21 protein-coding genes are annotated in these 23,468 nt (G+C 71.6%); 20 read left to right on the top strand and 1 reads right to left on the bottom strand.

What is annotated here, in order from left to right; all coding sequences use genetic code 11:
• The 18 genes from AB4880_RS00440 to AB4880_RS00355 all read left to right on the top strand — a co-directional run bounded on the left by AB4880_RS00440 (position 1) and on the right by AB4880_RS00355 (position 20,189).
• Positions 1–1,053, top strand: a complete 1,053-nt coding sequence (locus AB4880_RS00440) for an MCE family protein (RefSeq protein WP_367917219.1) — start codon at positions 1–3, stop codon at positions 1,051–1,053.
• Positions 1,050–2,093, top strand: a complete 1,044-nt coding sequence (locus AB4880_RS00435) for an MCE family protein (protein ID WP_367917218.1) — start codon at positions 1,050–1,052, stop codon at positions 2,091–2,093. The genes AB4880_RS00440 and AB4880_RS00435 overlap by 4 nt, the downstream gene beginning before the upstream one ends.
• A gap of 11 nt (positions 2,094–2,104) precedes the next feature.
• Positions 2,105–2,905: a hypothetical protein gene (locus AB4880_RS00430; RefSeq protein WP_367917217.1), complete on the top strand. Its 801-nt coding sequence runs from the start codon at positions 2,105–2,107 to the stop codon at positions 2,903–2,905.
• Positions 2,906–2,931: 26 nt separating this feature from the next.
• Positions 2,932–4,203 (top strand): hypothetical protein, encoded by a 1,272-nt coding sequence (locus tag AB4880_RS00425; RefSeq protein WP_367917216.1) that lies wholly within the window; start codon positions 2,932–2,934, stop codon positions 4,201–4,203.
• Between the two features lie 79 nt (positions 4,204–4,282).
• On the top strand, positions 4,283–4,966 hold the full coding sequence (locus tag AB4880_RS00420) for a hypothetical protein (protein WP_367917215.1): 684 nt from the start codon (positions 4,283–4,285) through the stop codon (positions 4,964–4,966).
• A gap of 139 nt (positions 4,967–5,105) precedes the next feature.
• Positions 5,106–5,984, top strand: a complete 879-nt coding sequence (locus AB4880_RS00415; RefSeq protein WP_367917214.1) for a hypothetical protein — start codon at positions 5,106–5,108, stop codon at positions 5,982–5,984.
• A gap of 209 nt (positions 5,985–6,193) precedes the next feature.
• A complete protein-coding gene (locus AB4880_RS00410; protein WP_367917213.1) occupies positions 6,194–6,523 on the top strand; it encodes a hypothetical protein in 330 nt (109 codons plus the stop codon).
• A 41-nt stretch (positions 6,524–6,564) separates the two neighbouring features.
• A complete protein-coding gene (locus AB4880_RS00405; protein ID WP_367917212.1) occupies positions 6,565–7,500 on the top strand; it encodes an alpha/beta hydrolase in 936 nt (311 codons plus the stop codon).
• A 39-nt stretch (positions 7,501–7,539) separates the two neighbouring features.
• Positions 7,540–8,244, top strand: a complete 705-nt coding sequence (locus tag AB4880_RS00400; protein ID WP_367917211.1) for a hypothetical protein — start codon at positions 7,540–7,542, stop codon at positions 8,242–8,244.
• Between the two features lie 17 nt (positions 8,245–8,261).
• A complete protein-coding gene (locus AB4880_RS00395) occupies positions 8,262–8,975 on the top strand; it encodes a flavodoxin family protein (protein ID WP_367917210.1) in 714 nt (237 codons plus the stop codon).
• Complete coding sequence (locus tag AB4880_RS00390) at positions 8,972–10,420, top strand: amidase (protein WP_367917209.1); 1,449 nt, start codon at positions 8,972–8,974, stop codon at positions 10,418–10,420. Before AB4880_RS00395 ends, AB4880_RS00390 begins: the two co-directional genes overlap by 4 nt.
• A gap of 73 nt (positions 10,421–10,493) precedes the next feature.
• Positions 10,494–12,662: a glycogen debranching protein GlgX gene (gene glgX / locus AB4880_RS00385; RefSeq protein WP_367917359.1), complete on the top strand. Its 2,169-nt coding sequence runs from the start codon at positions 10,494–10,496 to the stop codon at positions 12,660–12,662.
• The gene (treY, locus tag AB4880_RS00380) at positions 12,659–15,013 is read left to right on the top strand and encodes a malto-oligosyltrehalose synthase (protein WP_367917208.1); all 2,355 of its coding nucleotides are present in this window, start codon (positions 12,659–12,661) and stop codon (positions 15,011–15,013) included. Before glgX ends, treY begins: the two co-directional genes overlap by 4 nt.
• On the top strand, positions 15,010–16,788 hold the full coding sequence (gene treZ, locus AB4880_RS00375) for a malto-oligosyltrehalose trehalohydrolase (RefSeq protein WP_367917207.1): 1,779 nt from the start codon (positions 15,010–15,012) through the stop codon (positions 16,786–16,788). The genes treY and treZ overlap by 4 nt, the downstream gene beginning before the upstream one ends.
• Position 16,789: 1 nt before the next feature.
• Positions 16,790–17,149 carry a cupin domain-containing protein gene (locus AB4880_RS00370; RefSeq protein WP_367917206.1) on the top strand — a complete coding sequence of 120 codons (360 nt, stop codon included), beginning with the start codon at positions 16,790–16,792 and terminating at the stop codon, positions 17,147–17,149.
• Between the two features lie 15 nt (positions 17,150–17,164).
• On the top strand, positions 17,165–18,145 hold the full coding sequence (locus AB4880_RS00365; RefSeq protein WP_367917205.1) for an SAM-dependent methyltransferase: 981 nt from the start codon (positions 17,165–17,167) through the stop codon (positions 18,143–18,145).
• Between the two features lie 135 nt (positions 18,146–18,280).
• Positions 18,281–19,483 carry a ScyD/ScyE family protein gene (locus AB4880_RS00360; protein WP_367917204.1) on the top strand — a complete coding sequence of 401 codons (1,203 nt, stop codon included), beginning with the start codon at positions 18,281–18,283 and terminating at the stop codon, positions 19,481–19,483.
• A gap of 409 nt (positions 19,484–19,892) precedes the next feature.
• The gene (locus AB4880_RS00355) at positions 19,893–20,189 is read left to right on the top strand and encodes a GNAT family N-acetyltransferase (RefSeq protein WP_367917203.1); all 297 of its coding nucleotides are present in this window, start codon (positions 19,893–19,895) and stop codon (positions 20,187–20,189) included.
• A 35-nt stretch (positions 20,190–20,224) separates the two neighbouring features.
• Here AB4880_RS00355 and AB4880_RS00350 read toward each other — a convergent pair whose 3' ends face one another.
• Positions 20,225–20,695, bottom strand: a complete 471-nt coding sequence (locus AB4880_RS00350) for a DUF6326 family protein (RefSeq protein WP_367917202.1) — start codon at positions 20,693–20,695, stop codon at positions 20,225–20,227.
• 163 nt (positions 20,696–20,858) lie between these two features.
• Between AB4880_RS00350 and AB4880_RS00345 the strand changes: the two genes are divergently transcribed.
• A complete protein-coding gene (locus AB4880_RS00345; RefSeq protein ID WP_367917201.1) occupies positions 20,859–21,998 on the top strand; it encodes a sensor histidine kinase in 1,140 nt (379 codons plus the stop codon).
• Positions 21,995–22,651, top strand: coding sequence for a response regulator (locus AB4880_RS00340; RefSeq protein WP_367917200.1), 657 nt, complete (start codon positions 21,995–21,997; stop codon positions 22,649–22,651). Before AB4880_RS00345 ends, AB4880_RS00340 begins: the two co-directional genes overlap by 4 nt.
• The last annotated feature ends 817 nt before the right edge of the window (positions 22,652–23,468 follow it).

Genomic DNA, 23,468 nt, shown 5'->3' with positions numbered 1-23,468 from the left:
ATGAGAGCGTCCATGCGTCGTACGGCGCCGGTGCTGGTGGCCGGCCTCGCGCTGAGCGGGTGCTCGCTGAGCCTGCAGGACATGCCCAAGCCGGGCGGCCTGGAGGGCGACACCTACAGCGTGACGGCGTCCTTCGCCGACGTGCTGAACCTGCCCGCCAACGCCGAGGTCCGCGACGGTGCCCGCATCGTCGGCGAGGTCGGCGCGATGCGGGTCGACGGCTACCAGGCGGAGGTCGAACTGCGTCTGCTCGACGGCGTCCGGGTGCCGCGGGGGACGACGGTCGAGGTGCGCTTCGACAACCCGCTCGGCGACCAGTACATCGAGGTCCACCGCCCACCCGACGGCACCGGCGGGCCGCCGCTCGTCGACGGCGACCGGATCGCCGCCGCCGACACCGCCGCGGCTCCGACCGTCGAGGACACCCTCGGCGCCTTCGCCACGGTGCTGACCGGGGGAGGGATCGGCGACCTGCACGCGATCTCGCGCGAGCTCAATGCGGTCTTCGACGGCAACCAGCCGCAGATCCGCCAGCTGCTCGGGCGACTGGAGAAGTCCGCGACCCTGCTCGCCGGAGGACTCGGGCCGATCGACCGCGCGCTCGACCAGGTCTCGCTGCTGGTGAAGCGGCTCGACGGCGGCAGCGACGTCCTCGTGCAGGGCATCAAGCGGATCGCCCCGGCGATGGGCCTGCTGGCCGACCTCAACAAGGAGTTCGCCACGCTGCTGCACGGCCTCGACGACTTCGCCGCGGCCGGCAACCAGGTCATCGCGCGCAGCGGGAAGCAGACCGTGCGCGCGCTCAAGCGGCTCGCGCCCGTCGTCCAGCAGATCGTCGACTCGCGGGCGCTGATCTCGCCGGTGATCCGCAACGTGCGCGCGCTCGCCGACCAGGTCCCCGGCGTCACCCGCTACGGCTACGCGCGGGTGTCGCTCACCGCCCAGATCGACTTCAGCTCGGCGCCGTCGACGGCCAGCGGCACGGTCCGCGGTCGGCCGGTGGCGACGTCGCTGATGACGGCACTGGGCCCGATCGAGAGGAGCCGGCCGTGAACCGCGTCTCTCCGCTCCCGCGCCTGCTCGGCATCGTCGTCGGCGCCGCGCTGGGGCTCTACTACATCGGCTTCCAGATCGTCGGCTGGTCGCCCTTCGGTGACGACTACCGGGTCTCGGTCGAGGTGCCGCGCTCGGCCGGCCTGTTCGAGGACAGCGAGGTGACCTACCGCGGCGTGACCGTGGGCTCGGTGTCCTCGATCTCGGTGAGCCCGGGCGGCGTCCAGCTCAGCCTCCGGCTGACCGGCGACCGGCCGATCCCACGACAGGTCCAGGCCCGGGTGCGGATGCTGTCGGCGCTGGGGGAGAGCTATGTCGACCTGGTCCCGACCGGCGCCGCCGAGCCGCGGCTGAGCGAGGGCAACGTGATCGCCGACGCGTCGGTGCCGACCACGGTCAGCGAGGCGCTGGCCAGCGGCACCCGACTGCTGAGGTCGCTCGACCCGGCCGACATCGAGAAGGTCCAGACGCTGATGTCGGACGCCTTCGGGGGTCTCGCCCCCGAGCTGCGGACCCTCGTCGTCGGCGGCCAGCGGCTGCTCAACGCCGTCACCGCGGCCGCGCCCGGCACCCGCAGCCTGATCCTCGACGGCCTCACCGTGCTCCGCACCGGCAACGCCACCCAGGACCAGCTGGCGCAGATCGTCCGGTCGTTCGACGTGCTGTCGCAGCAGTTCGCCGACAACGACGCCGACGTCAGCAGCCTGCTGAAGGACGGCGGCCAGGCGGCGTCGACGATCGAGGAGCTGGTCCGCACCCAGACCGGTCCGTTCCAGGAGCTGCTGCGCGGCACCGGCGCGATCGGCACCGCGCTGAGCCGCAACACCAAGGCCATCTCGGTGCTCTTCGACCTGCTCCCCGGGGTCAGCACCAAGCTCAGCCAGGTCGCCCGCAACGGCGTCTTCTACGGCGACCTGACGCTCGACATCGGTCAGCCGATGTGCAGCTACCGCCCACTGCCGCTGCCGTCCACCACGGGCAGCGCCCCACCGCAACCCTGCGCGAAGAGGTCCGGCCTCCTCCAGCGCGGACCCGACTGAGGAGGAAGAACATGCTGTCCCAACGTTCCCGAGGGGTCCGCGTCCGTCGCCGCTGGCTGCGGCTCGCGGTGCCGGCGGTGCTGCTCACCACCTGGGGTCTGCTGACCCTGCCGGCCGACGCACGGCCGGGCGTGCCCCCGTCGTACGGGGTGCGGGGCGTGGGCGCCACCGCGCCCGCCGCCCAGGTCCCCGCCGGCTGCCGCCCGACGTCCAACCCGCCCCCGACCGAGTACGGGTTCGCGGCCCGCGTCGAGCAGGCCTCGATCAACGCCGGCGCGCTGCGGATCGCCGACCTGGACGTCAGCATCTGCGGCATCCTGCGCCTCGTCTCCAGCCCACCCGGCACGTCCTGCCCGGTCTCCACCGAGCTGCACGTGCCCGCCGACGGGGTGAAGGTCACCGCGCTCAAGGCGGTCTTCGACATCATCCCCGGCAAGCCGCTCGAGGTCCCGGTCACGATGCGCGCCCGCCCGACGGTCTCGCTGATCTCGTGCGAGGGCGACTCGGCCAACGGCTTCAAGGCCCGCCTCGACCTCGCCCTCGAGGGCCGCGCCGGCCTCTTCGGCCTCCAGTGCGCGATCCCCTTCACCGGCATCGCCTCGTCCGTCATCACCGGCCCGCTGCTCAGCCCGCCGTACGAGGGCCAGGCGACGTTGAAGGGCAGCGACTTCACCGTCGCCAAGGTCACCAACCACGACAAGTACTGCCCCGGTCAGCTCCCCGCGCGCGTGGGCCGGCTGGCGGGGCTGCCGATCACCAAGGTCCCGATCGACCTGAAAGCCAAGATCGCCGTCTATCAGCCCGGGGCCTGAGCCGTGGGCACGAGAGGAGACATCTCATGAGAAGCATGACCCGCCGCGGGCGCGTCCGCCTCGTCGCCGGCTCGGGTGCGGCCGTCGTCGCGCTCGCCCTCGCCGTGCCCGGGGTTGCGGCCGCAGATCCGAACCCGTCGCCGATCAATCCGTTCTACTTCACGAAGGAAGAGCTGCCCGTGCTCTCCGACGGCACCCCGTTCGTCCTGAGCCCGGATGCCGAACTGGCGAAGAGCCTGGCGCAGCTGAAGTCAGGCGATCCGACCTGTTCGGCGCCCGCACCCCTGGCCGCCACCGAGGCGGGTTCGCCGGAGGGCTACACGATTCCGGTTCAGATCAAGGTGACTAACGGGATGATGCTGGCGGGCTATTCGCCACCTGCTGTGTATTGGAAGCAGGAAGTGCCGTTCTCGCTGCAGCTGCGGGGGCTGACCGGATGGGTGAACGCGCGCGTCCAGTTGCCGTCGCTCAAGATGCTGGTGGAGCCCAGCGACGTCACGATCTGTGATGGAGCGGGGCTCGGGATCGCCCAGCAGGGCACGGCGCCCTACCCGGAGCAGGACTGGTCGCCCTGGAGCGAGCCCTGGTCCTGGTGGATGCAACCCGGGCCCGATGGCTCGCCGGTCGCCACGCCGCCAGGAGCGTTGGTCTCCTACGTCTTCTCTCCCTTCGACACCGCAGATCCGGGGAGGCGGCTTGTCGTCGAGAACCCGACCGTGCGCAAGGTCGGCGCGGCGCTGGCCGGGCTGGCCTCCGACGGATCCCTGGACCTCAAGGTCGACCTCGAACTCGACATCGACGTGGTGCGGGGCGATCACGCGCCGGGTGTCGCCTTTCCCCTCGGGGTCAGCGGGACGTTCTCCACCGCCGTCAAAGTGCCGTTCGGGCCGTCCACGCAGAACGTGCCGTGGGACATCGGTAGAACGCCCCCAGCGAAGCACCGCTCGTACCTTCCGACGACGACGCTCCCGGGTGCGGTCGAGGGCGCGACGACGACCATCGGTTCCACGGATGTGGACATCGATGTCAGTCGCCTCGACCAGGTGACCAACGACCAGGCGAAAGGGCTCGCGACCAACATCTACATGTACCTCTACGGCGTCGACCCCTGGGGCTACGGGGTCGTCGTCGACGAGCCCGACAACCCGCAGTTCTTCCAGTGGTCCAGTGGCGTGCGGGACGGTACCGCCTCGTTCTTCCCACCTGACCGCGGCGTCGCCGACGTCAGCGCCGATCTCACCATCGACCGGCTGGGCCTCCCGAAGGGTGCGCCGTCCGGGTTCGGCTTCGACGGCTAGCACCCTCTCCTGCTTCTGCCGCGCCCGGCAGATGCTCGGGCCGCGCCCGCGGCTCGGGACATCCATGAAAGGAATCTCCATGAAGACAACTCTCCGCAGGACGGCCGGCGTTCTCGGCGGGGCCGCCCTCGCCTTCGCGGCGGTCGCCACGAGCACCCCGGCCGCGCACGCCAACCCGAACTGGATCCTCTACAACGAGGGCACCAGCGCGCCGTTGACCAGCACCGACGTGCTGACGGCGACCGGATCGATCGTCATCGGCGCGACGATCGCGGGCAGCCCCAACAACATCACCTGCACCTTCACGACGGCCAACCCGCTCAAGGTCACCGCGACCGGCCCGTTCTCGGGTGCGCCCGGTTCGACTCTCACGGTCAACGCGACACCGCCGCCGTCGCTGACGTGCCAGAACCAGGCCGGTGTCCAGGTGCCCGTGACGACCACGGGCACGTGGGGCGTCTCGTTCACGGTGCCGGCGGCGGGAACCTCGCCGGGCCAGCTTTACGACGGCGTGCTCACGGGAACGCTGAACGTGCCGGCCAACGGGGTGAGCGCAGACCTGTCGAACATCGCGACCGGCTGCTCGGCCACCGGTCCGACGGCCGCGAAGGCGTTCTCGGGCAGCTACAACGCCCACTCCGGGGTGGTGACGGCGAACGCGAACCAGGGCTTCGGCGTGACCGCGACCGGTTGCGTGGTGACGAGCACGCGGCTGAGCAGCGCGAGCCTGACGGCCAACCCGATCATCGACCTCCAGTGGTGATCGAGCTCTCCGCCTGACGATCACCGCGCCCCGGTGATCAGCCGAGGGGTGGCTCGAGTAGCCGCTCGGGCCACCCCCCGGTGACCGGCACCCGCACGGGCGGGCGCCTTCTTCCAGCAGTGTGAGATTGGAGTTTCCCATGAAGCTGTTCAACGTGCAGTCCCGGCGGTCCGCCGCCGCGGCGGCGGTGGCGCTGCTCGGCGGCGCGGTCGCGCTGCTCGGGCTGAGCCCGAGCCCCGCGTCGGCCGACCCGCTGCCGCCGAACCTGTCCATGTACGCCAACTGCCCGGTCGACAACCCGGCCGTGGCCAGCTGCGTCTACATCAAGACCACGAACGCCCGACTGAAGGTAGGCAAGTTCGACCTGCGTACCCAGGACCCGATCACGCTCGAGTTCGGCCTCCGCTACGACGAGAACTACAACTCGATCGCCGTCTCGCCCTCCAACGGCGCCAAGATCCTCCACTCCCCGCCGATCGCGGTACCGGGCGGCGTGCTGGGGATCCCGGGCGCCGGAGTGGGGCCGCTCGCCGCCTACGTGACGCCGGAGTTGACGGCGCTGCCGACGATCGACATCAACAACCTCGTCCTGCAGCAGGGCACCGTGCTGGGGCTGAAGCTCAAGGCCAAGGTCCACAACCCGTTCACCGACGTCCTCAGCGTCCTCGGTCCGGGTTGCTATATCGGCAGCAACACCCACCCGATCGCCCTCAACCTGACCACCGGCACCACCTCGCCGCCGCCGCCCAACCAGCCGATCAGCGGCGTGTACCACCCGGGCACGGCGGAGGGCTGGGGAATCCGGTTCGACGGCGTACGCGCGGTCGACAACGCCTTCGCGGCGCCCGGCGCCAGTGGGTGCGGCACGCCGCTCGGCTACCTCAACCCGACCGTGAACGCGATCGCCGGAGTGCCGTCGCCGGCGGGCACCAACACTGCGGTGCTCGACACGACGGTGCACATCACCGACGCCAACGAGGTCCGCGAGGCCCTGGGCATGGAGCCGGTCTACCAGTGATCACCCCCTGACGACCGGGCGCAGGACCATCGCTCCTGCGGCCGGTCACCCACCGGCGTACGCCCGTACGCCGATCCGCGCGCGGCCGGCGCCTGCATTTCTCTCCCAGGGCGTCGGTCGCGCTTGGGGCCGCCTCGCCCAGTCCATGCAAGGAAGGGAATCACGAATGCTGCGCACGATGGCCGAACCAGGCCGGACTGCCCGCCCGGTTGATCAGCCACGGCACGTGGAGTTTCTCGTTCACGGTGCCTGCGGTGGGAACGTCGCCAGGTCAGCTCTATGACGGCGTCCTCATGGGATCGGACAACGTTCCGGTCAACGGCTTCACGATCGAGTGGTCGAGCGTCTTTGTGGGTTGCTCGGCCACCGGCCCGGCAGTCGCCAAGTCGTTCACCGGCAGTTACGACGCCGGCACGGGAATGGCGACGGGGAACGCGAACCAGCCGTTCACGGTGACCTCGACCGGATGCCCGGTGACCAGCACGCGCCTGAGCAGTGCGAGCCTGACCGCCGACCCGGTCATCGACCTCCAGTGGTGAGCAGCCGACGCTCGCGCACCCCGTCGACCGAAAGGAACCTGATGACGTACGCCGACCAGCCTGCCTGGCGCGCGATCCAGCAGCACCTGCCCGAGCGCTACCGCCTGACGCCCGAGACCGAGCCGACGGAGGAGTGGTGGCACCACGACGGCCACGAGATCCACCTCGACACCTACCGCAACCCCGAGGCTCCCGCGAAGGTGATGCTGCTCCACGGCGTCGGCACCAACGGCCGCCAGATGACGACGATCCTGGGGCGGCCCCTGGCCGAGCGGGGCTACGAGACGATCGCCATCGACATGCCCACGTACGGCGTGACGCGGGTCGCCGACGGTGCGCTGGTCACCTACGACGACTGGGTGCGGATCGGCGCCGCCCTCGTCGAGACCGAGCGGGCGCGGGACGACCGCCCGATCGTGCTCTACGGCCTGTCGGCCGGCGGCATGGAGACCTTCCACATCGCCTCGATCAGCCCGCACGTCCGGGGGATCGTCGGGATGACCTTCCTCGACCAGCGCTCCCTCCGAGTCCGGACGGCGACTGCCTTCGACCCGCTCACCGGGCTCGTCGGGGCGCCCCTGATGCGGCTGCTCGCCCGGACCCCGCTGCGGCGACTGCGGCTGCCGATGCGCTGGGTCAGCCGGATGCGGGCGCTGACCAACGACCGCGCGGCCCAGCGCGCGACGTACGCCGATCCGACGTCGGCCGGCAACCGCGCGAGCGTCGCCTTCCTCGCCTCCTACCTCAACCACCGGCCCACCACCGAGCCCGAGGACTTCGACGTCTGCCCGGTCCTGCTGACCCAGCCGGCCGCCGACCGCTGGACGCCGCTGCATCTCTCCGAGCCCTTCCTCCGCCGGATCGGCAAGGTCCCGGTGACCACGACCCTGCTCGACGACGCCGGCCACTATCCGATCGAGGAGACCGGGCTGGACCAGCTCGTCGAGGCCGTCGCCACCTTCGTCGCCGAGGCTTAGCCTGGGGAGTGGCCGCTTCGGCCATGCGAAGGGGGAGCCATGTTCGCCACCACGCTCGCGACCTCGGTGGCCGCAGCCATCCTCGTCGTCGCGGCCAGCGCCGGGCCGTCCGCGGCCCCGGCGCCCGCGCCGCAGGGCTTCGCCCATCCGCAGGCCAATGGGTGGTTCCCGCTCGAACCGGGCACGACCGTCGTCCTGCGCGGGACGGACGACGGCGTCCACTTCCGTGAGCGGGTCCGCGTCACCGACCACACGCGGGTGATCGAGGGCGTGCGGACGCGCGTCGTCCGCGACGTCCTGCGGCGTGCCGACGGCAGCCTCGCCGAGCGGACGACGGACTTCTACGCCGCCGACGACGCCGGCAACGTCTGGTACTTCGGCGAGAACACGGCGACCTACCTGCCCAACGGCCACCTCGACAGCCGAGAGGGCACCTGGCTCGCCGGCCGCGACGGCGCCCGGCCGGGGATCATCATGAAGGCCCACCCGAAGGCCACCGACGCCTACCGCCAGGAGCTCTACCCCGGCCACGCCGAGGACCAGGCGTGGACGGTCGGCTTCAAGGCGACGCTGCGGACGCCGCTGCGCCGGTTCCACCATGTGCTGCGGTCCTTCGAGTGGACCCGGCTCGAGCCCGGCGTCGTCTCCGCGAAGTACTACGCCGAGGGCATCGGCGTCGTACGCGAGCAGGACGTCGCCGGCGGCAACGAACAGTTCGTCGTCGTCGCCGTCCATCGGCGCTGAGGCAAGGAGACTGACCTGTGAGCGACTGGGACTTCAGCGATCTCAAGGCCATCTACATCAACTGCACCCTGAAGAAGAGCCCCGAGATCAGCCACACGCAGGGGCTGATCGACGCCAGCTCCGCGATCATGATGAAGCACGGCGTGACCGTCGAGGAGGTCCGTGCGGTCGACCATCCGATCGCGACCGGTGTCTATCCCGACATGCGCGAGCACGGGTGGGCGGTCGACGCGTGGCCCGACATCTACCCGCAGGTGCTCGACAGCGACATCCTGGTCATCGCCGGCCCGATCTGGCTCGGTGACAACTCCTCGATCACCAAGCAGGTCATCGAGCGGCTCTACGCGTTGAGCGGGATGCTCAACGACAAGGGCCAGTACCTCTTCTACGGCCGGGTCGCGGGCTGCCTGATCACCGGCAACGAGGACGGCATCAAGCACTGCGCCCAGAACGTCCTCTACTCGCTGCAGCACATCGGCTACACGATCCCGCCCAATGCCGACGCCGGCTGGATCGGCGAGGCCGGCCCCGGGCCGTCGTACCTCGACCCGGGCAGCGGCGGCCCCGACAACGACTTCACCAACCGCAACGCCACCTTCATGACCTGGAACCTGATGCACCTGGCGCGGATGCTCAAGGACGCCGGCGGCGTGCCGGGCTTCGGCAACCAGCGCTCGGAGTGGAACGCCGGCACCCGGTTCGACTGGGAGAATCCCGAGTACCGGTCATGACCGCCTGGCTCGACGCGAGGGCTCTGGCCGACCTGGTCCACCGCGGCGAGCTGCGTCCCGTCGACCTCGTCGAGGACGCCGTCGCCCGGGTCGAGGAGCTCAACCCGACGCTCAACGCGGTCATCATCCCCGACTACGAGCGCGCCCTCGAGGCGGCCCGTGCGACCGACCCGGCGCTGCCGTTCGCCGGCGTCCCGATCCTGCTCAAGGACCTCTGCACCGAGGCCGACGGCCTGCGCTGCTGCGAGGGATCCGCCTTCCTCGCGGACCACGTCTCGCGCGGCGACCAGGAGAACGTACGACGGCTCAGGGCCGCCGGGTTCGCGATCCTCGGAAAGACCAACACGCCCGAGTTCGGCATGGCGCCGACGACCGAGCCGCGGCTGTTCGGGGCGACGGCCAACCCGTGGGACGTCCGGCACACGACCGGCGGGTCGAGCGGCGGGTCCGCGGCGGCGGTGGCGTCGGGGATGGTCCCCGTGGCGCACGGCAACGACGCCGGCGGGTCGATCCGGATCCCCGCCTCGGCGTGCCATCTGTTCGGGCTGAAGCCGACGCGCGGCCGCAACCCCCTCGGCCCCCGCTACGGCGACGCGTTCGCGGGCATGGTCTCCGAGCACGTCCTCACCCGCACCGTCCGCGACAGTGCGGCGCTCCTCGACGTCACGTCCGGCCCCGACCTCGGCGACCCCTACTCCGCGCCGCCGGGGCCCGGGCGCTGGGTCGACGAGTGCGTCCCCGAGCCCGGCCGGCTCCGGATCGCGGTCACCACCCGCACCGCCGACGGCGACCCCGGCCACCCCGAGGTCGTCGCGGTCGTCGCCGAGGCCTGCCGGCTGTTGACCGAGCTCGGCCACGACGTCTTCGAGCGCGACCTGACCGAGCTCGACGGCCGGGTCGGCTCCGCGATCGGACGGATGTACGGCGCCGCCACCGACTGGGCCATCCGCTACTGGGTCGACGAGCTCGGCCGCCGTCCGGAGCCTGACGAGCTCGAGCCGCTCACCCGGCTCTACTGGGAGCGCGGGCAGCGGGTCAGCGGGGGAGAGCTGCTGATGGCGATCACCACCATCCAGCGGTTCACCCGCCGCCTCGCGGAGGCGACCGCCGGCTTCGACCTCTGGCTCTCGCCCACCCTGGCCGAGCCGCCGCCCCGCCTCGGCGAGATGGCCGCCGACGACGCCGACCCGACGGTCGCCGAGGCCCGTGCCGCCCGCTTCGTCGCCTACCCGCTCGTCGTCGCCAATCTCACCGGGCGCGCCGCGATGAGCGTCCCGTTCGGCTGGTCGGCGTCCGGCCTGCCGATCGGCGTCCACTTCCTCGGCACCTACGGGGGCGAGGCCACCCTGCTGCGTCTCGCGGCGCAGCTCGAGCAGGCCCGTCCGTGGGCCGACCGGAGGCCGTCGACCGCCGTCGCGGCAGCGGAGGCGGTCGCCCCTGGGTGAAGGTCGCGCCCAGGGGTACCCCCTGCTTCGAAGGCAACCGACGAGCCTGACGAGCCTGAGGAGCGTGGCGGACGTGGAGACCTGGCCCGGGACGGCGTACCCACTCGGAGCGACGTTCGACGGGAGTGGCACCAACTTCGCGCTCTTCAGCGAGGTCGCCGAGCGTGTCGAGCTGTGCCTGATCGACGTCGGGGACGACGGCGTCCGCACCGAGACGCGGGTCGAGCTGACCGAGGTCGACGCCTACGTCTGGCATGCCTACCTGCCCGGCGTGCAGCCCGGCCAGCGGTACGGCTACCGCGTGCACGGGCCGTGGGACCCCGGGCAAGGGCTGCGCTGCAACCCGGCCAAGCTGCTGCTCGACCCCTACGCCACGGCGACCGTCGGCGAGATCGGCTGGGGGCAGAGCCTGTTCGGCTACGACTTCGACGCGCCCGGGGAGCGCAACGACGACGACTCGCTCGACCCGATGATGCTCGGGGTCGTCACCAACCCCTTCTTCGACTGGGAGGGCGACCGCCGCCCGCGCACGCCGTACGCCGAGACGGTGATCTACGAGGCGCACGTCAAGGGGCTCACGGCCACCCATCCCGACGTCCCCGACGAGCTCCGCGGCACGTACGCCGGACTCGCCCACCCGGCGGTCATCGAGCACCTGCGCGCGCTCCGGGTGACCGCGATCGAGCTGATGCCGGTGCACCAGTTCGTGCACGACGACGTCCTGCTGCAGCGCGGGCTGCGCAACTACTGGGGCTACAACACGATCGGCTTCTTCGCGCCGCACGAGGGCTATGCGTCCGGTACGACGCCCGGCGGGCAGGTGCAGGAGTTCAAGGCCATGGTCAAGGAGCTGCACGGCGCGGGCATCGAGGTGATCCTCGACGTGGTCTACAACCACACCGCGGAGGGCAACCATCTCGGGCCGACGCTGAGCTTCAAGGGCATCGACAACCCGTCCTACTACCGGCTCGTCGACGACGACCGGCGGTACTACATGGACTACACCGGCACCGGAAACTCCCTCAACGCCGGCAATCCCCACTCGCTGCAGCTGATCATGGACTCGCTGCGCTACTGGGTCACCGAGATGCACGTCGACGGCTTCCGCTTCGACCTCGCCTCGGCGCTGGCCCGCGAGTTCTACGACGTCGACCGGCTCGCCACCTTCTTCGAGCTGGTGCAGCAGGACCCGGTCGTGAGCCAGGTCAAGCTCATCGCCGAGCCCTGGGACGTCGGGCCGGGCGGCTACCAGGTCGGCGGCTTCCCGCCGCAGTGGACCGAGTGGAACGGCGCCTACCGCGACACCGTCCGCGACTTCTGGCGCGGCGACCACAACCTCGGCGCGCTCGCCAGCCGGCTCGCCGGCTCGGCCGACCTCTACGAGCACACCGGCCGCCGTCCCGTCGCGAGCATCAACTTCGTCACCGCTCACGACGGCTTCACTCTGCGCGACCTGGTGTCCTACGAGCACAAGCACAACGAGGCCAACGGTGAGGACGGGCGCGACGGCGCCGACGACAACCGGTCCTGGAACCACGGCGTGGAGGGCCCGAGCGACGACCCGGTCGTCAACGAGGCGCGTGCCCGCGACCAGCGCAACCTGCTCGCCACGCTGCTGCTCAGCCAGGGCGTGCCGATGCTGCTGCACGGTGACGAGCTCGGCCGCACCCAGCAGGGCAACAACAACACCTATGCGCAGGACTCCGCGCTGAGCTGGGTCGACTGGGAGCGCGTCGACCGGCCGCTGTGCGAGTTCGTCGGCGAGCTGACCCGGCTGCGCGCGGAGCACCCGTCGCTGCGGCGCCAGCGCTTCTTCACCGGTACGACGGTCCGCGTCGGCGAGGGCGAGCGGCTCAACGACATCGTGTGGCTCCATCCCGACGGCCGCCCGATGGAGGACGACGACTGGGGCGGCCTGCGCACGGTGGGCATGTATCTCAACGGCGACGGCATCGCCGGGCGCGACCGCCAGGGCCGGCCGATCCGCGACGACCACTTCCTGATCCTGGTCAACGGCGACGACGAGCGGCTGATCACGCTGCCCGACGAGGAGTACGCCGGCGCCTGGCAGGTGGTCGCGGACACCAGCGGCAGCTGCGACCCGGAGGTCCGTCTCGACGCGGGGTCGCCGTTCAAGACGCCGCACCGCTGCGTCGTCGTCCTGCGCCAGTGGCACGAGCCGGAGCCCGAGACCGACGTCAGCCCGGCCGCGTCCGTGGCTTCGATGGCGGCCGAGCAGTGAGGGTCCCGTCGAGCACCTACCGCCTGCAGGTGCGGGAGTCCTTCGACCTCGACGCGGCCCGCGAGGTGCTGGTCTACCTCGACGAGCTGGGCGTCGGCTGGGTCTATCTCTCACCGATCCTGGAGGCGCATCCCGGCAGCGACCACGGCTACGACGTCGTCGACCCCACCCGGGTCGACCCGGCGCGCGGCGGCCCGGATGCGCTCGCGCGGCTGTCCGCGGAGGCGCACCGGCGCGGCATGGGCGTGCTGGTCGACGTCGTACCGAACCATGTCGGGGTCGAGAGCCCGGCCACCAACGGCTGGTGGTGGGACGTGCTCAAGCACGGCCGTGACTCACGCTTCGCCCGTTTCTTCGACGTCGACTGGGCCGCCGGCCGCGGCCGGGTCCTGCTGCCGGTGGTCGGCGACGACGACCAGCCGGACGCCGACGGGCCGATCGCGGGCCTCCGGATCGTCGACGGGATGCTCGGCTATCACGACCACCGCTTCCCGCTCGCGCCCGGAACCGCCGACGACACCGACGACACCGACGACACTGACGACACCGACGACCCGCAGGCGGTGCACGCCCGCCAGCACTACCGGTTGGTGAGCTGGCGCGCGGCCGACGACGACCTCGACTACCGCCGCTTCTTCGCGGTCAACACGCTCGCCGGCGTCCGGGTGGAGGACCGCGACGTCTTCGAGGCCAGCCATGTCGAGATCGCCCGCTGGTTTCGCGAACGCCTGGTCGACGGGCTGCGGGTGGACCACCCGGACGGGCTGCGCCACCCGGCGGCGTACCTGGACGATCTGGCCGACCTCACCGGCGGCGCCTGGGTCGTCGTCGAGAAGATCCTGGAGCCGGGGGAGGACCTGCCGGCGCGCTGGAGCACGGCGGGCACGACCGGCTACGAGGTGCTCGCGACGATCGACCGGGTGCTCGTCGACCCGTCCGGCGAGGCCGCGCTCGGAGCGCTCGACGAGCGGCTGCGGGGCGGTGTGCCGCCCTGGCCGGAGGTGGTGCGCGCGAACAAGCGGCACGTCGCGGACACCATCCTCCACGCCGAGGTACGACGCATCGCGCGCGAGATCGCGGTCGAGCTCGAGGTCGTGCCCGACCGCGCCTGGCGGCAGCCGGTCGAGGAGGTGCTGGTCGAGCTGCTCGCCGTCTTCCCGGTCTACCGCAGCTATCTGCCCGAGGGCCGTGAGCACCTCCAGCAGGCCGTGGACGCCGTCCGTGCCGACCGTCCGGACCTCGCCGACGCGCTCGACCTGGTGCTGCCGCTGCTGGTCGACCGGGTGCGCGCGCCGTCCCTGCGCTTCCAGCAGACCAGCGGGATGATCATGGCCAAGGGGGTCGAGGACCGCGCGTTCTACCGCTGGTCCCGGCTGACCTCGCTCAACGAGGTGGGCGCCGACCCGTCGCACTTCTCGGTCACGCCCGACGCCTTCCACGCGGCGATGGCGCGGCGGCAGAGCGTGGCGCCCGCCGCGATGACGACGCTGAGCACCCACGACACCAAGCGCGGCGAGGACGTCCGGGCCCGGATCAGCGTGCTCGCCGAGGATGCCGGCTGGTGGAGCGACACCGTGGACGCGCTGCTGGTCGCCGCGCCTGCCCCGGACGAGGGCTTCGCCAACCTGCTCTGGCAGGCGGCCCTCGGCGCCTGGCCGATCGCGCGGGAGCGACTGCACGGCTATGCCGAGAAGGCGATGCGCGAGGCCGGCGACCGCACCACCTGGACCGAGCCGGACCCGGCCTACGAGAAGGCGGTGCACGCCCTGGTCGACGCGGCGTACGACGACCCGGCCGTCGCCGCCCTGCTCGACGGCGCGGCCGCGCGGGTCGCCGGTCCGGGCTGGAGCAATGCGCTGGCAGCCAAGCTGCTCAGCCTCACCGTGCCCGGCGTTCCCGACGTCTACCAGGGCAGCGAGCTGTGGGAGCAGAGCCTGGTCGATCCGGACAACCGGCGGCCGGTCGACTTCGCCCTGCGGCAGCGGCTGCTCGCCGGGGCCGGGCCGGTCCGGCCGTGTGGGCCGGGGGACGACGGAGGCGCCAAGCTGCACGTCGTACGGACGGCGTTGCGGCTGCGGCGCGACCGGCCCGACCTCTTCGTCCGGTACGACCCGCTCACCGCGGCGGGCGCGGCCGCCGACCACGTCCTGGCCTTCGACCGGGGCGGCGCGATCACCGTCGTGACCCGGCTGCCGCTCGGCCTCGAACGGGCCGGCGGCTGGCGCGACACCCGGCTGGAGCTGCCGCCCGGCGCGTGGCGCGACCTGGTGACCGACCGCCCGGCTGCGGTCGAGGTCGACCTCCTGCTGAGCGAGCTGCCGGTCGCCCTGCTCGTGCGGGACCAGCGATGAGTCTCGACGTCTGGGCGCCCCGCGCCGACCGGGTCCGGCTCGTCCTCGGGGACGACGTGCTGCCGATGCGCGCGACGACCGGGGGCTGGTGGTCTGCCGACGTCGGCCCGGTGCCGGACGGCACCCGCTACGGCTACCTGCTCGACGACGACGAGCGGCCGCTGCCCGACCCGCGCTCGCGACGCCAGCCGGACGGCGTCCACGGGCTCTCCGCGACCTTCACCCCCGCGCCGCACGCCGAGGGCGACGGCGCCTGGACCGGACGGCAGCTCGCCGGCGCGATCGTCTACGAGCTGCACGTCGGGACGTTCACGCCGGAGGGCACGCTCGACGCGGTCGCCTCCCGGCTCGATCACCTGGTGAGCCTGGGCGTCGGCTTCGTCGAGCTGATGCCGGTGAATGCGTTCAACGGGGTGCACAACTGGGGGTACGACGGCGTCCTGTGGTCGGCGGTGCACGAGCCGTACGGCGGGCCGGCGGCCTACCAGCGACTTGTCGACGCATGCCACCGGGCGGGGATCGGCGTCATCCAGGACGTCGTCTACAACCACCTCGGGCCGTCGGGGAACTACCTGCCGCGGTTCGGGCCGTACCTGAAGGACGGCCGCAACACCTGGGGCGACCTGGTCAACCTCGACGGCGAGGGCTCGGGCGAGGTGCGCCGCTACATCCTCGACAGCGCGCTGATGTGGCTGCGCGACTTCCGCGTCGACGGGCTGCGTCTCGACGCCGTCCATGCGCTGGCGGACGCGTCGGACGTGCACCTCCTGGAGGAGCTGGCGATCGAGGTGGGCGCCTTGTCGGCACACCAGAACCGTCCGCTCACGCTCATCGCCGAGTCGGACCTCAACGACACCCGGCTGGTCACGCCCCGCGAGAGCGGCGGTCGCGGACTCGACGCCCAGTGGAGCGACGACTTCCACCACGCGGTGCACGTCGCGCTGACCGGCGAGACCACCGGCTACTACGCCGACTTCGCGCCGCTGGGCGCCCTGGCCAAGGTGCTCGATCGCGGCTTCCTGCATGACGGGACCTGGTCGAGCTTCCGCGACCGTCCGCACGGCCGACCGATCGACACCGAGCGGATGCCGGCCTGGCGGCTCGTCGTCTGCGCGCAGAACCACGACCAGATCGGCAATCGCGCCCGCGGCGACCGGACCGCCGAGCACCTCGACGACGGGCGCCTGCTGTGCGCCGCGCTGCTCACCCTCGCCGCGCCGTTCACCCCGATGCTCTTCCAGGGCGAGGAGTGGGCCGCCTCCACGCCCTTCGCGTTCTTCACCTCCCACCCCGAGCCCGAGCTGGCCGAGGCGACGGCCCGGGGGCGCCTCGAGGAGTTCGCGCGGATGGGCTGGGACCCCGACCAGGTGCTCGACCCGCAGGACCCGGCCACCTTCGAGCGCAGTCGCCTCGACTGGTCGGAGCTCGACCACGGCCGTCATGCGCGCGTGCTCGCGGGCTACCGTCGCTTGGCGGTGCTGCGCCGCCGGCACCCGGAGCTCACCGACCCGCGCTTCGGCGCGGCCACCGTCGACGAGGCCGAGGGCCGGCTCACCCTCGACCGCGGCGAGCTGTCCCTCCACCTCAACCTGGGGGAGCGGTCCTGGGAGGTGGCGGCCGCGGAGGTGCTCTTCAGCACCACCGAGCGCGTCCCCCTCGGCGGCTGCGCCCGTCCGGTGGTCGTACTGCCGGGCAACGGGGTGCTGGTGCGCCGCGCCGACCCGCGTGAGAATGCACGCAGGGACCGGACACGGAAGGATCAGGAGGAGCAGTGACATGGCCATTCACATCAAGAGCTTCGACGAGCCGGACGAGCGCCGGTCCCCGGACAAGACCACCGTCGACGTCGTCCAGCTGCCGGGCGCCAGTGTCGCCCGGATGACGTTCCAGCCCGGCTGGCGCTGGTCGGAGTGCGTCAAGCCGATCGCCGGCACCGACTCGTGCCAGGTGCACCACGTCGGGACGCTCGTGGCCGGCGAGCTCGCGGTCACCTTCGACGACGGCACCGAGCAGAAGGTCGTCGCGGGCAACGCCTACGTCATCGAACCGGGGCACGACGCCTGGGTCGTGGGCGACGTGGCGGCGGTGGGCTTCGAGTTCGAGGCGAAGGCGGTGGAGACCTACGCTCGTGGCTGATTCCGAGGAGCGCCGGTGACCGAGCAGCCCACCTTCTTCGCCGCGCTCGAGCAGGCGCTCGACCCGTTGCTCGCGGCGAGCAACCTGCTGAGCCTGATCGACCGCGCCGACCGCTCCGGGCTGCTGCGGTCGCTGCGCGACGGCTTTCAGCCGGACGGCGACCCGGTCGCGCTCTGCCTCGCGCTGGTGGCCCACGGGGTCGCGGAGGCGGAGCCCGACGGCTCGGGCTACCGGCTGACGCCGGCGTGGCGGGCGCTCACGTCCGACGACAACTTCGTGACCGTCGGGAGCGTCATCGCCCGCGGCCGGGTCGTCGACGACATGCTCGCCTGCGAGATCGGGTACGCCGACCTCAGCCCGGCCGACCGCCTCGTCTTCGCCCGCGGCGTCTCGCCGAACCCGTTCTCCGCGGGACTGGTCGAGGGCTTCCGCCGCGACCTGGCCGCCGATCCCTACTGGGCCGGCATGGCGGACGGCGCCCGCTATCTCGAGCTCGGCTGCGGCGTGGCCGGGCGGCTGCTCACGCTGCTCCAGGCGGAGCCGACCCTGCGGGCGGTCGGGGTCGAGCTCGATCCGCACCTGGCGGAGGAGGCGCGGCGCCGGGCCGCGGCGCTCGGGGTGGCCGACCGGGTGGAGTTCGTGGCGGGCGACGCGACGACGTACCGGGGCGAGGAGCCGTTCGACGCGGGCTTCTGGGCGCAGTGGTTCTTCCCCGCCGAGACCCGCGAGGCGGCGCTCGCGAGCCTGTTCGCGAACCTGCGCAGCGGAGCCGTCGTCCGCGCGCCGCTCTTCGGCGACCACGCCAAGATGGCCGCCGAGCCCGACGGGGTCGAGGCCCGCAGCTATGCGACCGAGCGGGTGATGCTCGACGGCTGGGGTGTGCCCGAGCGGACGCCGGAGCAGCTGGTCGCCGAGATCCACGCCGCCGGCTTCGTCGACGGCGCCGTCGTCACGCGGGACGGCGGCCTGGTCGCCGTCTACGCGCGCCGTCCCTGAGGCAGCGCCCCGACGCAGGGCGCTCGGGGTTGATGACCAATCTGGGTGATGCACCCGCGGGGCATCCGCCGGAGACTGTGCCGCGGGGACCATTCCTGACGGCGCCTTCGCTCCGGCGCCACCTGAAGGAGAGTCATGGCCGTTCGTCGCTTGCGCAGCCGCGTCCTTGCGTCTGCAGTGTCTGTTGTCGCGCTCTCAGCGGGCGCCCTGGTACCCACCGGCGTCACGTACGCCGCATCGTCTCCCACCATCACGCCGGTCCTCGGCGGCCTGGCCGCGCCCCGCGGCATCGCGTTCGACGGCCAGGGGAGCATGTACGTCGTGGAGTCCGGCGTCGCGGGCGAGGGCCCGGTCGGCATGACCCACTCGGGCAAGGTGAGCAAGTACAGGTGGGGCTCTTCGAAACCCGCGTGGTCGACGCAGTTCAACTCGCTCTACGCGACCGAGGACCCGTCTGCGCCTCCCGACGTCCTCGGTCCTGAGGGCATCAGTGCGTTCGGCAGAGGCTGCATGAAGCACCACCGTCACGGCCGGCACAACGGCTGCCAGGTGCGGCTGATCACCAGCGAGTCGACGCCGGGCATCCTCGCCGCGACGAACGGACAGGTGAACGACCCGCAGGCCGGTCATCTCTACCGCCTCGACGGCGCCACCGGTGCGGCCACCTCGAAGTCGGACGTCGGCTCGCAGATGTACCAGTGGACCGGCGACCACGTCGACCTGTTCCCGAGCGACTTCCCCGACTCGAACCCGTACGGCGTCCTCGTCATGAAGGACGCCCGGACCGGCCGGATCCGCACCTTCGTCGCGGACGCCGGCGCCAACACGATCAGCGAGATCAGGCGCAACGGCACCGCGCGCGTGGTGTCCTACCTCCCCAACGAGGACTTCGGAGCCTTCCGCGACTCGACACCGACCTGCATCGCGCAAGGTCCGGATGGCTATCTGTACGTCGGCACGCTCGACTTCGTCTCGAACCTGTTCGTCCCGCCGGGCACGGGTGGGTTCTCCCAGGTGTGGCGCGTCGACCCGAACGCCAACTTCCCGACCGAGCCGACGGTCTGGGCCAGTGGCCTGACCACCATCACCGCGTGCACCTTCGACCGCCACGGCAACTTCTGGGCGACCGAGATGTTCGCGGGCGGCCTGAACGCGACGCCGCCGGGTGACATCGTGCGGATCCCGTTCAAGCACCCGACGAGGCAGCACCACATCGGTGCCGGCCAGCTGCCGGTACCCGGGGGCATCGCCCAGGGGCCGGACGGGGCGATGTACGTCACCGTCGGATCCGCGGCGCCGGGTGCCAACGGCGGGGTCATGCGGGTCGCGACCCACTGAGGCCGCGACCGCCGAGGATGGTCGCGCCGGCGAGCACAGCCGCCGCCGCGACCATCCACCATCCACCAGCCGGTAGCGAAGCCGTCGCTGCCGGCCCGTCGCTGCCGATCTGGCGGGCGGTCGACTGCACGGCGGAGCCGGTCGAGAAGCGTGACGGCGGCAGCTGGCTTGACCCGAGCCCCATCGCCGTCGGAGCCCGAGCTCGCTTGTAACTCGGTGTCCGTGCATCCACCACGGTGCTGGGACCGGTCAGGACCCCGTGCCAGCTGACGCTCGACCGTGGTAGATGACCGGCCACCGTGGCAGCTGGCGCTCGACCACCGGCCGAGCCGTCGCGCCGGCCCGCCGGTCAGGCCTTGCGATTCCGTCGCGATGCGAGTCGAGTGCCTAGGAACCCAAGGAAGCTCTCATGACCGATGCGGTGGTTCGCGACAACCACGACCGGCAGCGCTACGAGATCGTCCAGGACGACGAGGTCGCCGGCTTCGTCGACTACGAGCGCTTCGGTGACCAGCTGATCCTCGTCAACACCCAGGTCGTCTTCCCCGGCACCGAGGGCAACGGCCTCGCCAGCCGGATGATCCGGACCGTCCTCGACGACGCCCGCGCGGCCGGCGTACGGGTCGCGACGGTGTGTCCGTGGGTCACCGAGTGGCTGACGCGCCATCCCGAGTACGGCGACGTCGAGGTGCGCGTGATCGAGTGAGGTCGCCGCGCTGCAGTGGGATGCGGCGATCGCGGTCACACGGTCCGGCTGGTCCCCACGGGCGCCGCGGTCGCCGACGAAGCGGCGCGGGGCCAGGCCCAGGCGTACCGCACGATCAGGCCGAGGAGCATCAGCTCCAGCACGATGCCGAGGCCGTAGAAGAGCAGCCACGACTCGCCCAGCGCGTTGAACGCCGTGACGGGGACGTAGAGCAGGGCCACGATCAGGTTGGTGATGCGGCTCGCCGGGGCGGGCAGCGTCACCGACAGCACGATCATCAGGATCGGGACGGCCATCAGGGTCAGCGCCGTGGCGGAGAAGGTCTGCGAGACGTCGAACTCGAAGACCCTGCCGTCGAGGATGTCGTCGACGACGCCGGGCGTGAAGAAGTTGAGGATGTCGACGTACGCGTACAGGAACATGAAGCTGGTCCACGCTGCGGCGAGCTTGACTCGCAGCGGGATCGGCTGGTCGTGCAGTGTCGCGGTGGGGTGAGGTGTGCTCATCGGGGGTCTCCGTTGCGTGGTGAGGATCGGTAGCTCCACGATGGCCGGGCTCAGCGGCGGCCGGCATCGGCCCGCAGGCCGGGGTTCGCCTGGCCGATGGCATGAGCTCCGTCTCGTACTTTCGGCCGGTATGCCGAGGCGCGCCGTTCCCTAGGCTGGGGCCGTGGTCACTGTCAGGCGCTCCATCTTCGACGAGCCGCGGCCGGCTGACGTCGCGCCCGTCGGTCGTCTCGACTGGCTGCTGGTGGCGGCGTTCGCGGCCGCCGTCGCGGTCGAGGCCGTCGTCCGGCCGGACGTGGCCTGGCGACCGCTGGCGACGGTGCTCGCCCTGGCGCTGATCCCCGCTCTACTCTGGCGGCGGAGCCGTCCGCTGACGGCCGCCCTGGCCGGATGGGGCGTTGCCGGGTTGCTCACGGTCCTGCAGCTGACCTCCCACGACGGGGACCTCGGCCTCCACGCCATGCTGGCCGTTCTGATCCTGCTCTACTCCGTGGTCCGGTGGGGCTCGGGACGGGAGGCGGTCGTCGGTACGGCGTTCGTCGCCGTCGTCGTCGCGCTCGGGATGTACGCCTCCTCCGCGGGCCGGGCCGACGTCTTCGGCGGGAGCGTCCTCCTGCTGCTGTGCGTCGCCCTCGCGGCGATGTTCCGCTACCGCGCGGACCTCTGGCATCGTCAGCGCCGCGAGATCCGCAACGAGGAGAGGGTCGCCCTGGCGCGCGAGCTGCACGACATCGTCGCCCATCATGTCTCCGCCATCGCGGTGCAGGCGCAGGCCGGTGGCGCGGTCGCCGGCGTCCAGCCCGAGAAGGCTGCCGAGGTCCTGGCTGCGATCGAGTCCGAGGCGTCGCGCACTCTGGCGGAGATGAGGTCCATGGTGCGGGTGCTGCGCGAGCAGGAGTCCGTCGCCTACGCGCCGCAGCGGGGTGTCGCGGACCTGCCCGCTCTCGCGAACGCCGACGCGACGCCGGCTGTCGAGGTCTCCCTGGACGGCTCGCTGATCTCGCTGGCGCGACCCGTGGACGCCGCGCTCTACCGCCTCGCGCAGGAGTCGCTCACCAACGCCCTACGGCACGCCCGGGGCGCGACTCGCGTCGGGATCGACGTACGACGAGAGGGCGACGCCGTCAGGCTGCGGGTCAGCGACGACGGCGCCAACGAGCCGGGGCCGGTTCCCGCGCCCGGGTTCGGCCTGCTGGGCATGACCGAACGCGCCCAGCTCCTCGGCGGATCGCTCTCCGCGGGGCCGCGGCCCGAGGGTGGTTGGATGGTCGAGGCCGTGCTGCCGGCGCAGGCGCTGGCATGACCATCCGCGTCGTCGTGGCCGACGACCAGGACCTGGTCCGGACCGGGCTGGTGATGATCCTGGGCGCGCAGCCCGACCTGGAGGTCGTGGGGGAGGCCGCGGACGGGCTCGCCGCGCTCGACCTGGCGACCCGGCTGCGTCCCGACGTCCTCCTCGTCGACATCCGGATGCCCGGCCTCGACGGCGTCGAGGTGACGCGGCGCCTGGCCGGGCCTGACGTGACCGACCCGATGGCGGTCGTCGTGATCACTACCTTCGACCTCGACGAGTACGTGCTCGGCTCCCTGCGCGCCGGCGCCCGCGGCTTCCTGCTCAAGGACGCCGGGCCAGAGCTCCTGGTCCAGGCCATCCACGCGGCAGCCAACGGGGACGCCCTGATCGCCCCCAACATCACCCGACGGCTGCTGGCGACCTTCGCCGACGAGGCGCCGGTGGCACCGGTCCAGCCCATCGCTCCGCTCACCGACCGCGAGGAGGAGGTGCTCGCGCTGGTCGCGCGCGGCCGGACCAACGCCGAGATCGCCGCCGAGCTCTTCGTCGGCCTGAGCACGGTCAAGAGCCACATCGCTTCGCTCATGGGCAAGCTGGGCGCCCGCAACCGCGTGGAGATCGCGATGTGGGCCTACGACACCAGGCGCGTCAGGGCCGAGTAGCGGGCACGGCGTTGACGCCTGTCCGCACCAGCGGGGATGAGCCTGCTCCCGAATGACGACGACGGCCTTCAGGAGACCTCCACCCGCCTCGCGCGTGGGTGCGCCCCCTGGCAGATGCGCGTACTGTCGAACTTCTACCTCGGATCCGGCGAACGGTGGCCAGCATGAATGGTCTGAGCCTTGGGATTCCCGGGGTCGGCGTCGTCAGCTCAGGAACTCACCTCTGCGCGCTCTACTCGGTCCCGCCGAGCGTGAGCGGTTGCTCTACCCCTTCTTGGCAGAGGGCTGCGACACGGCGACAAGTGCCTGTGCCTGATCGACGACGTCGAGCCGGCGCTGGTCCGTGCAGCAGAGCCCTCCCACTCGGACGAGGTCACTGCGGACCAACGTGATCCTGCGGCCGTTCTTCGGGCCTTGTCGGATGTCGATTCGGGCAGAGAGCCGCTCTTGCGCGCCGAAGTCATGCGTCAGCGTGGGCAGATTGAGCCACGGGGAGTTCCGAGCTGTTGTTGGTCAGCAGGGCACAGCTCATGGGACGGTGGAATGCTGGCGCGCTGCTGCGTGGGCTGGCGGGCTCGGATCTCACCTCTCACGGCGGCGCTCGCCAACACAACGCCCGTTGACGCAGCGATGCGGCCGTCGATGCATGATCGACGGCCGCATGCCCCGGTGGCCTCGGTGTGGCCCGAGTCAGCCGCTGACCTGCGAAGCGCAGGTCGGGGGCGTAGTCCACTCAGATGTCGTAGCGCTGACTGACTGACCCATGCTGACCTGCGCAAACGTCGAAGATGGCCGGCTGTTTGTACCGGAGTTGTAA

It is taken from the genome of Nocardioides ginsengisoli, from assembly GCF_039537225.1.
Classification (GTDB): Bacteria; Actinomycetota; Actinomycetes; order Propionibacteriales; family Nocardioidaceae; genus Nocardioides; species Nocardioides ginsengisoli.
Note: the sequence above shows the minus strand (reverse complement) of the source record. Positions and strands in the feature narration are given on the sequence as shown.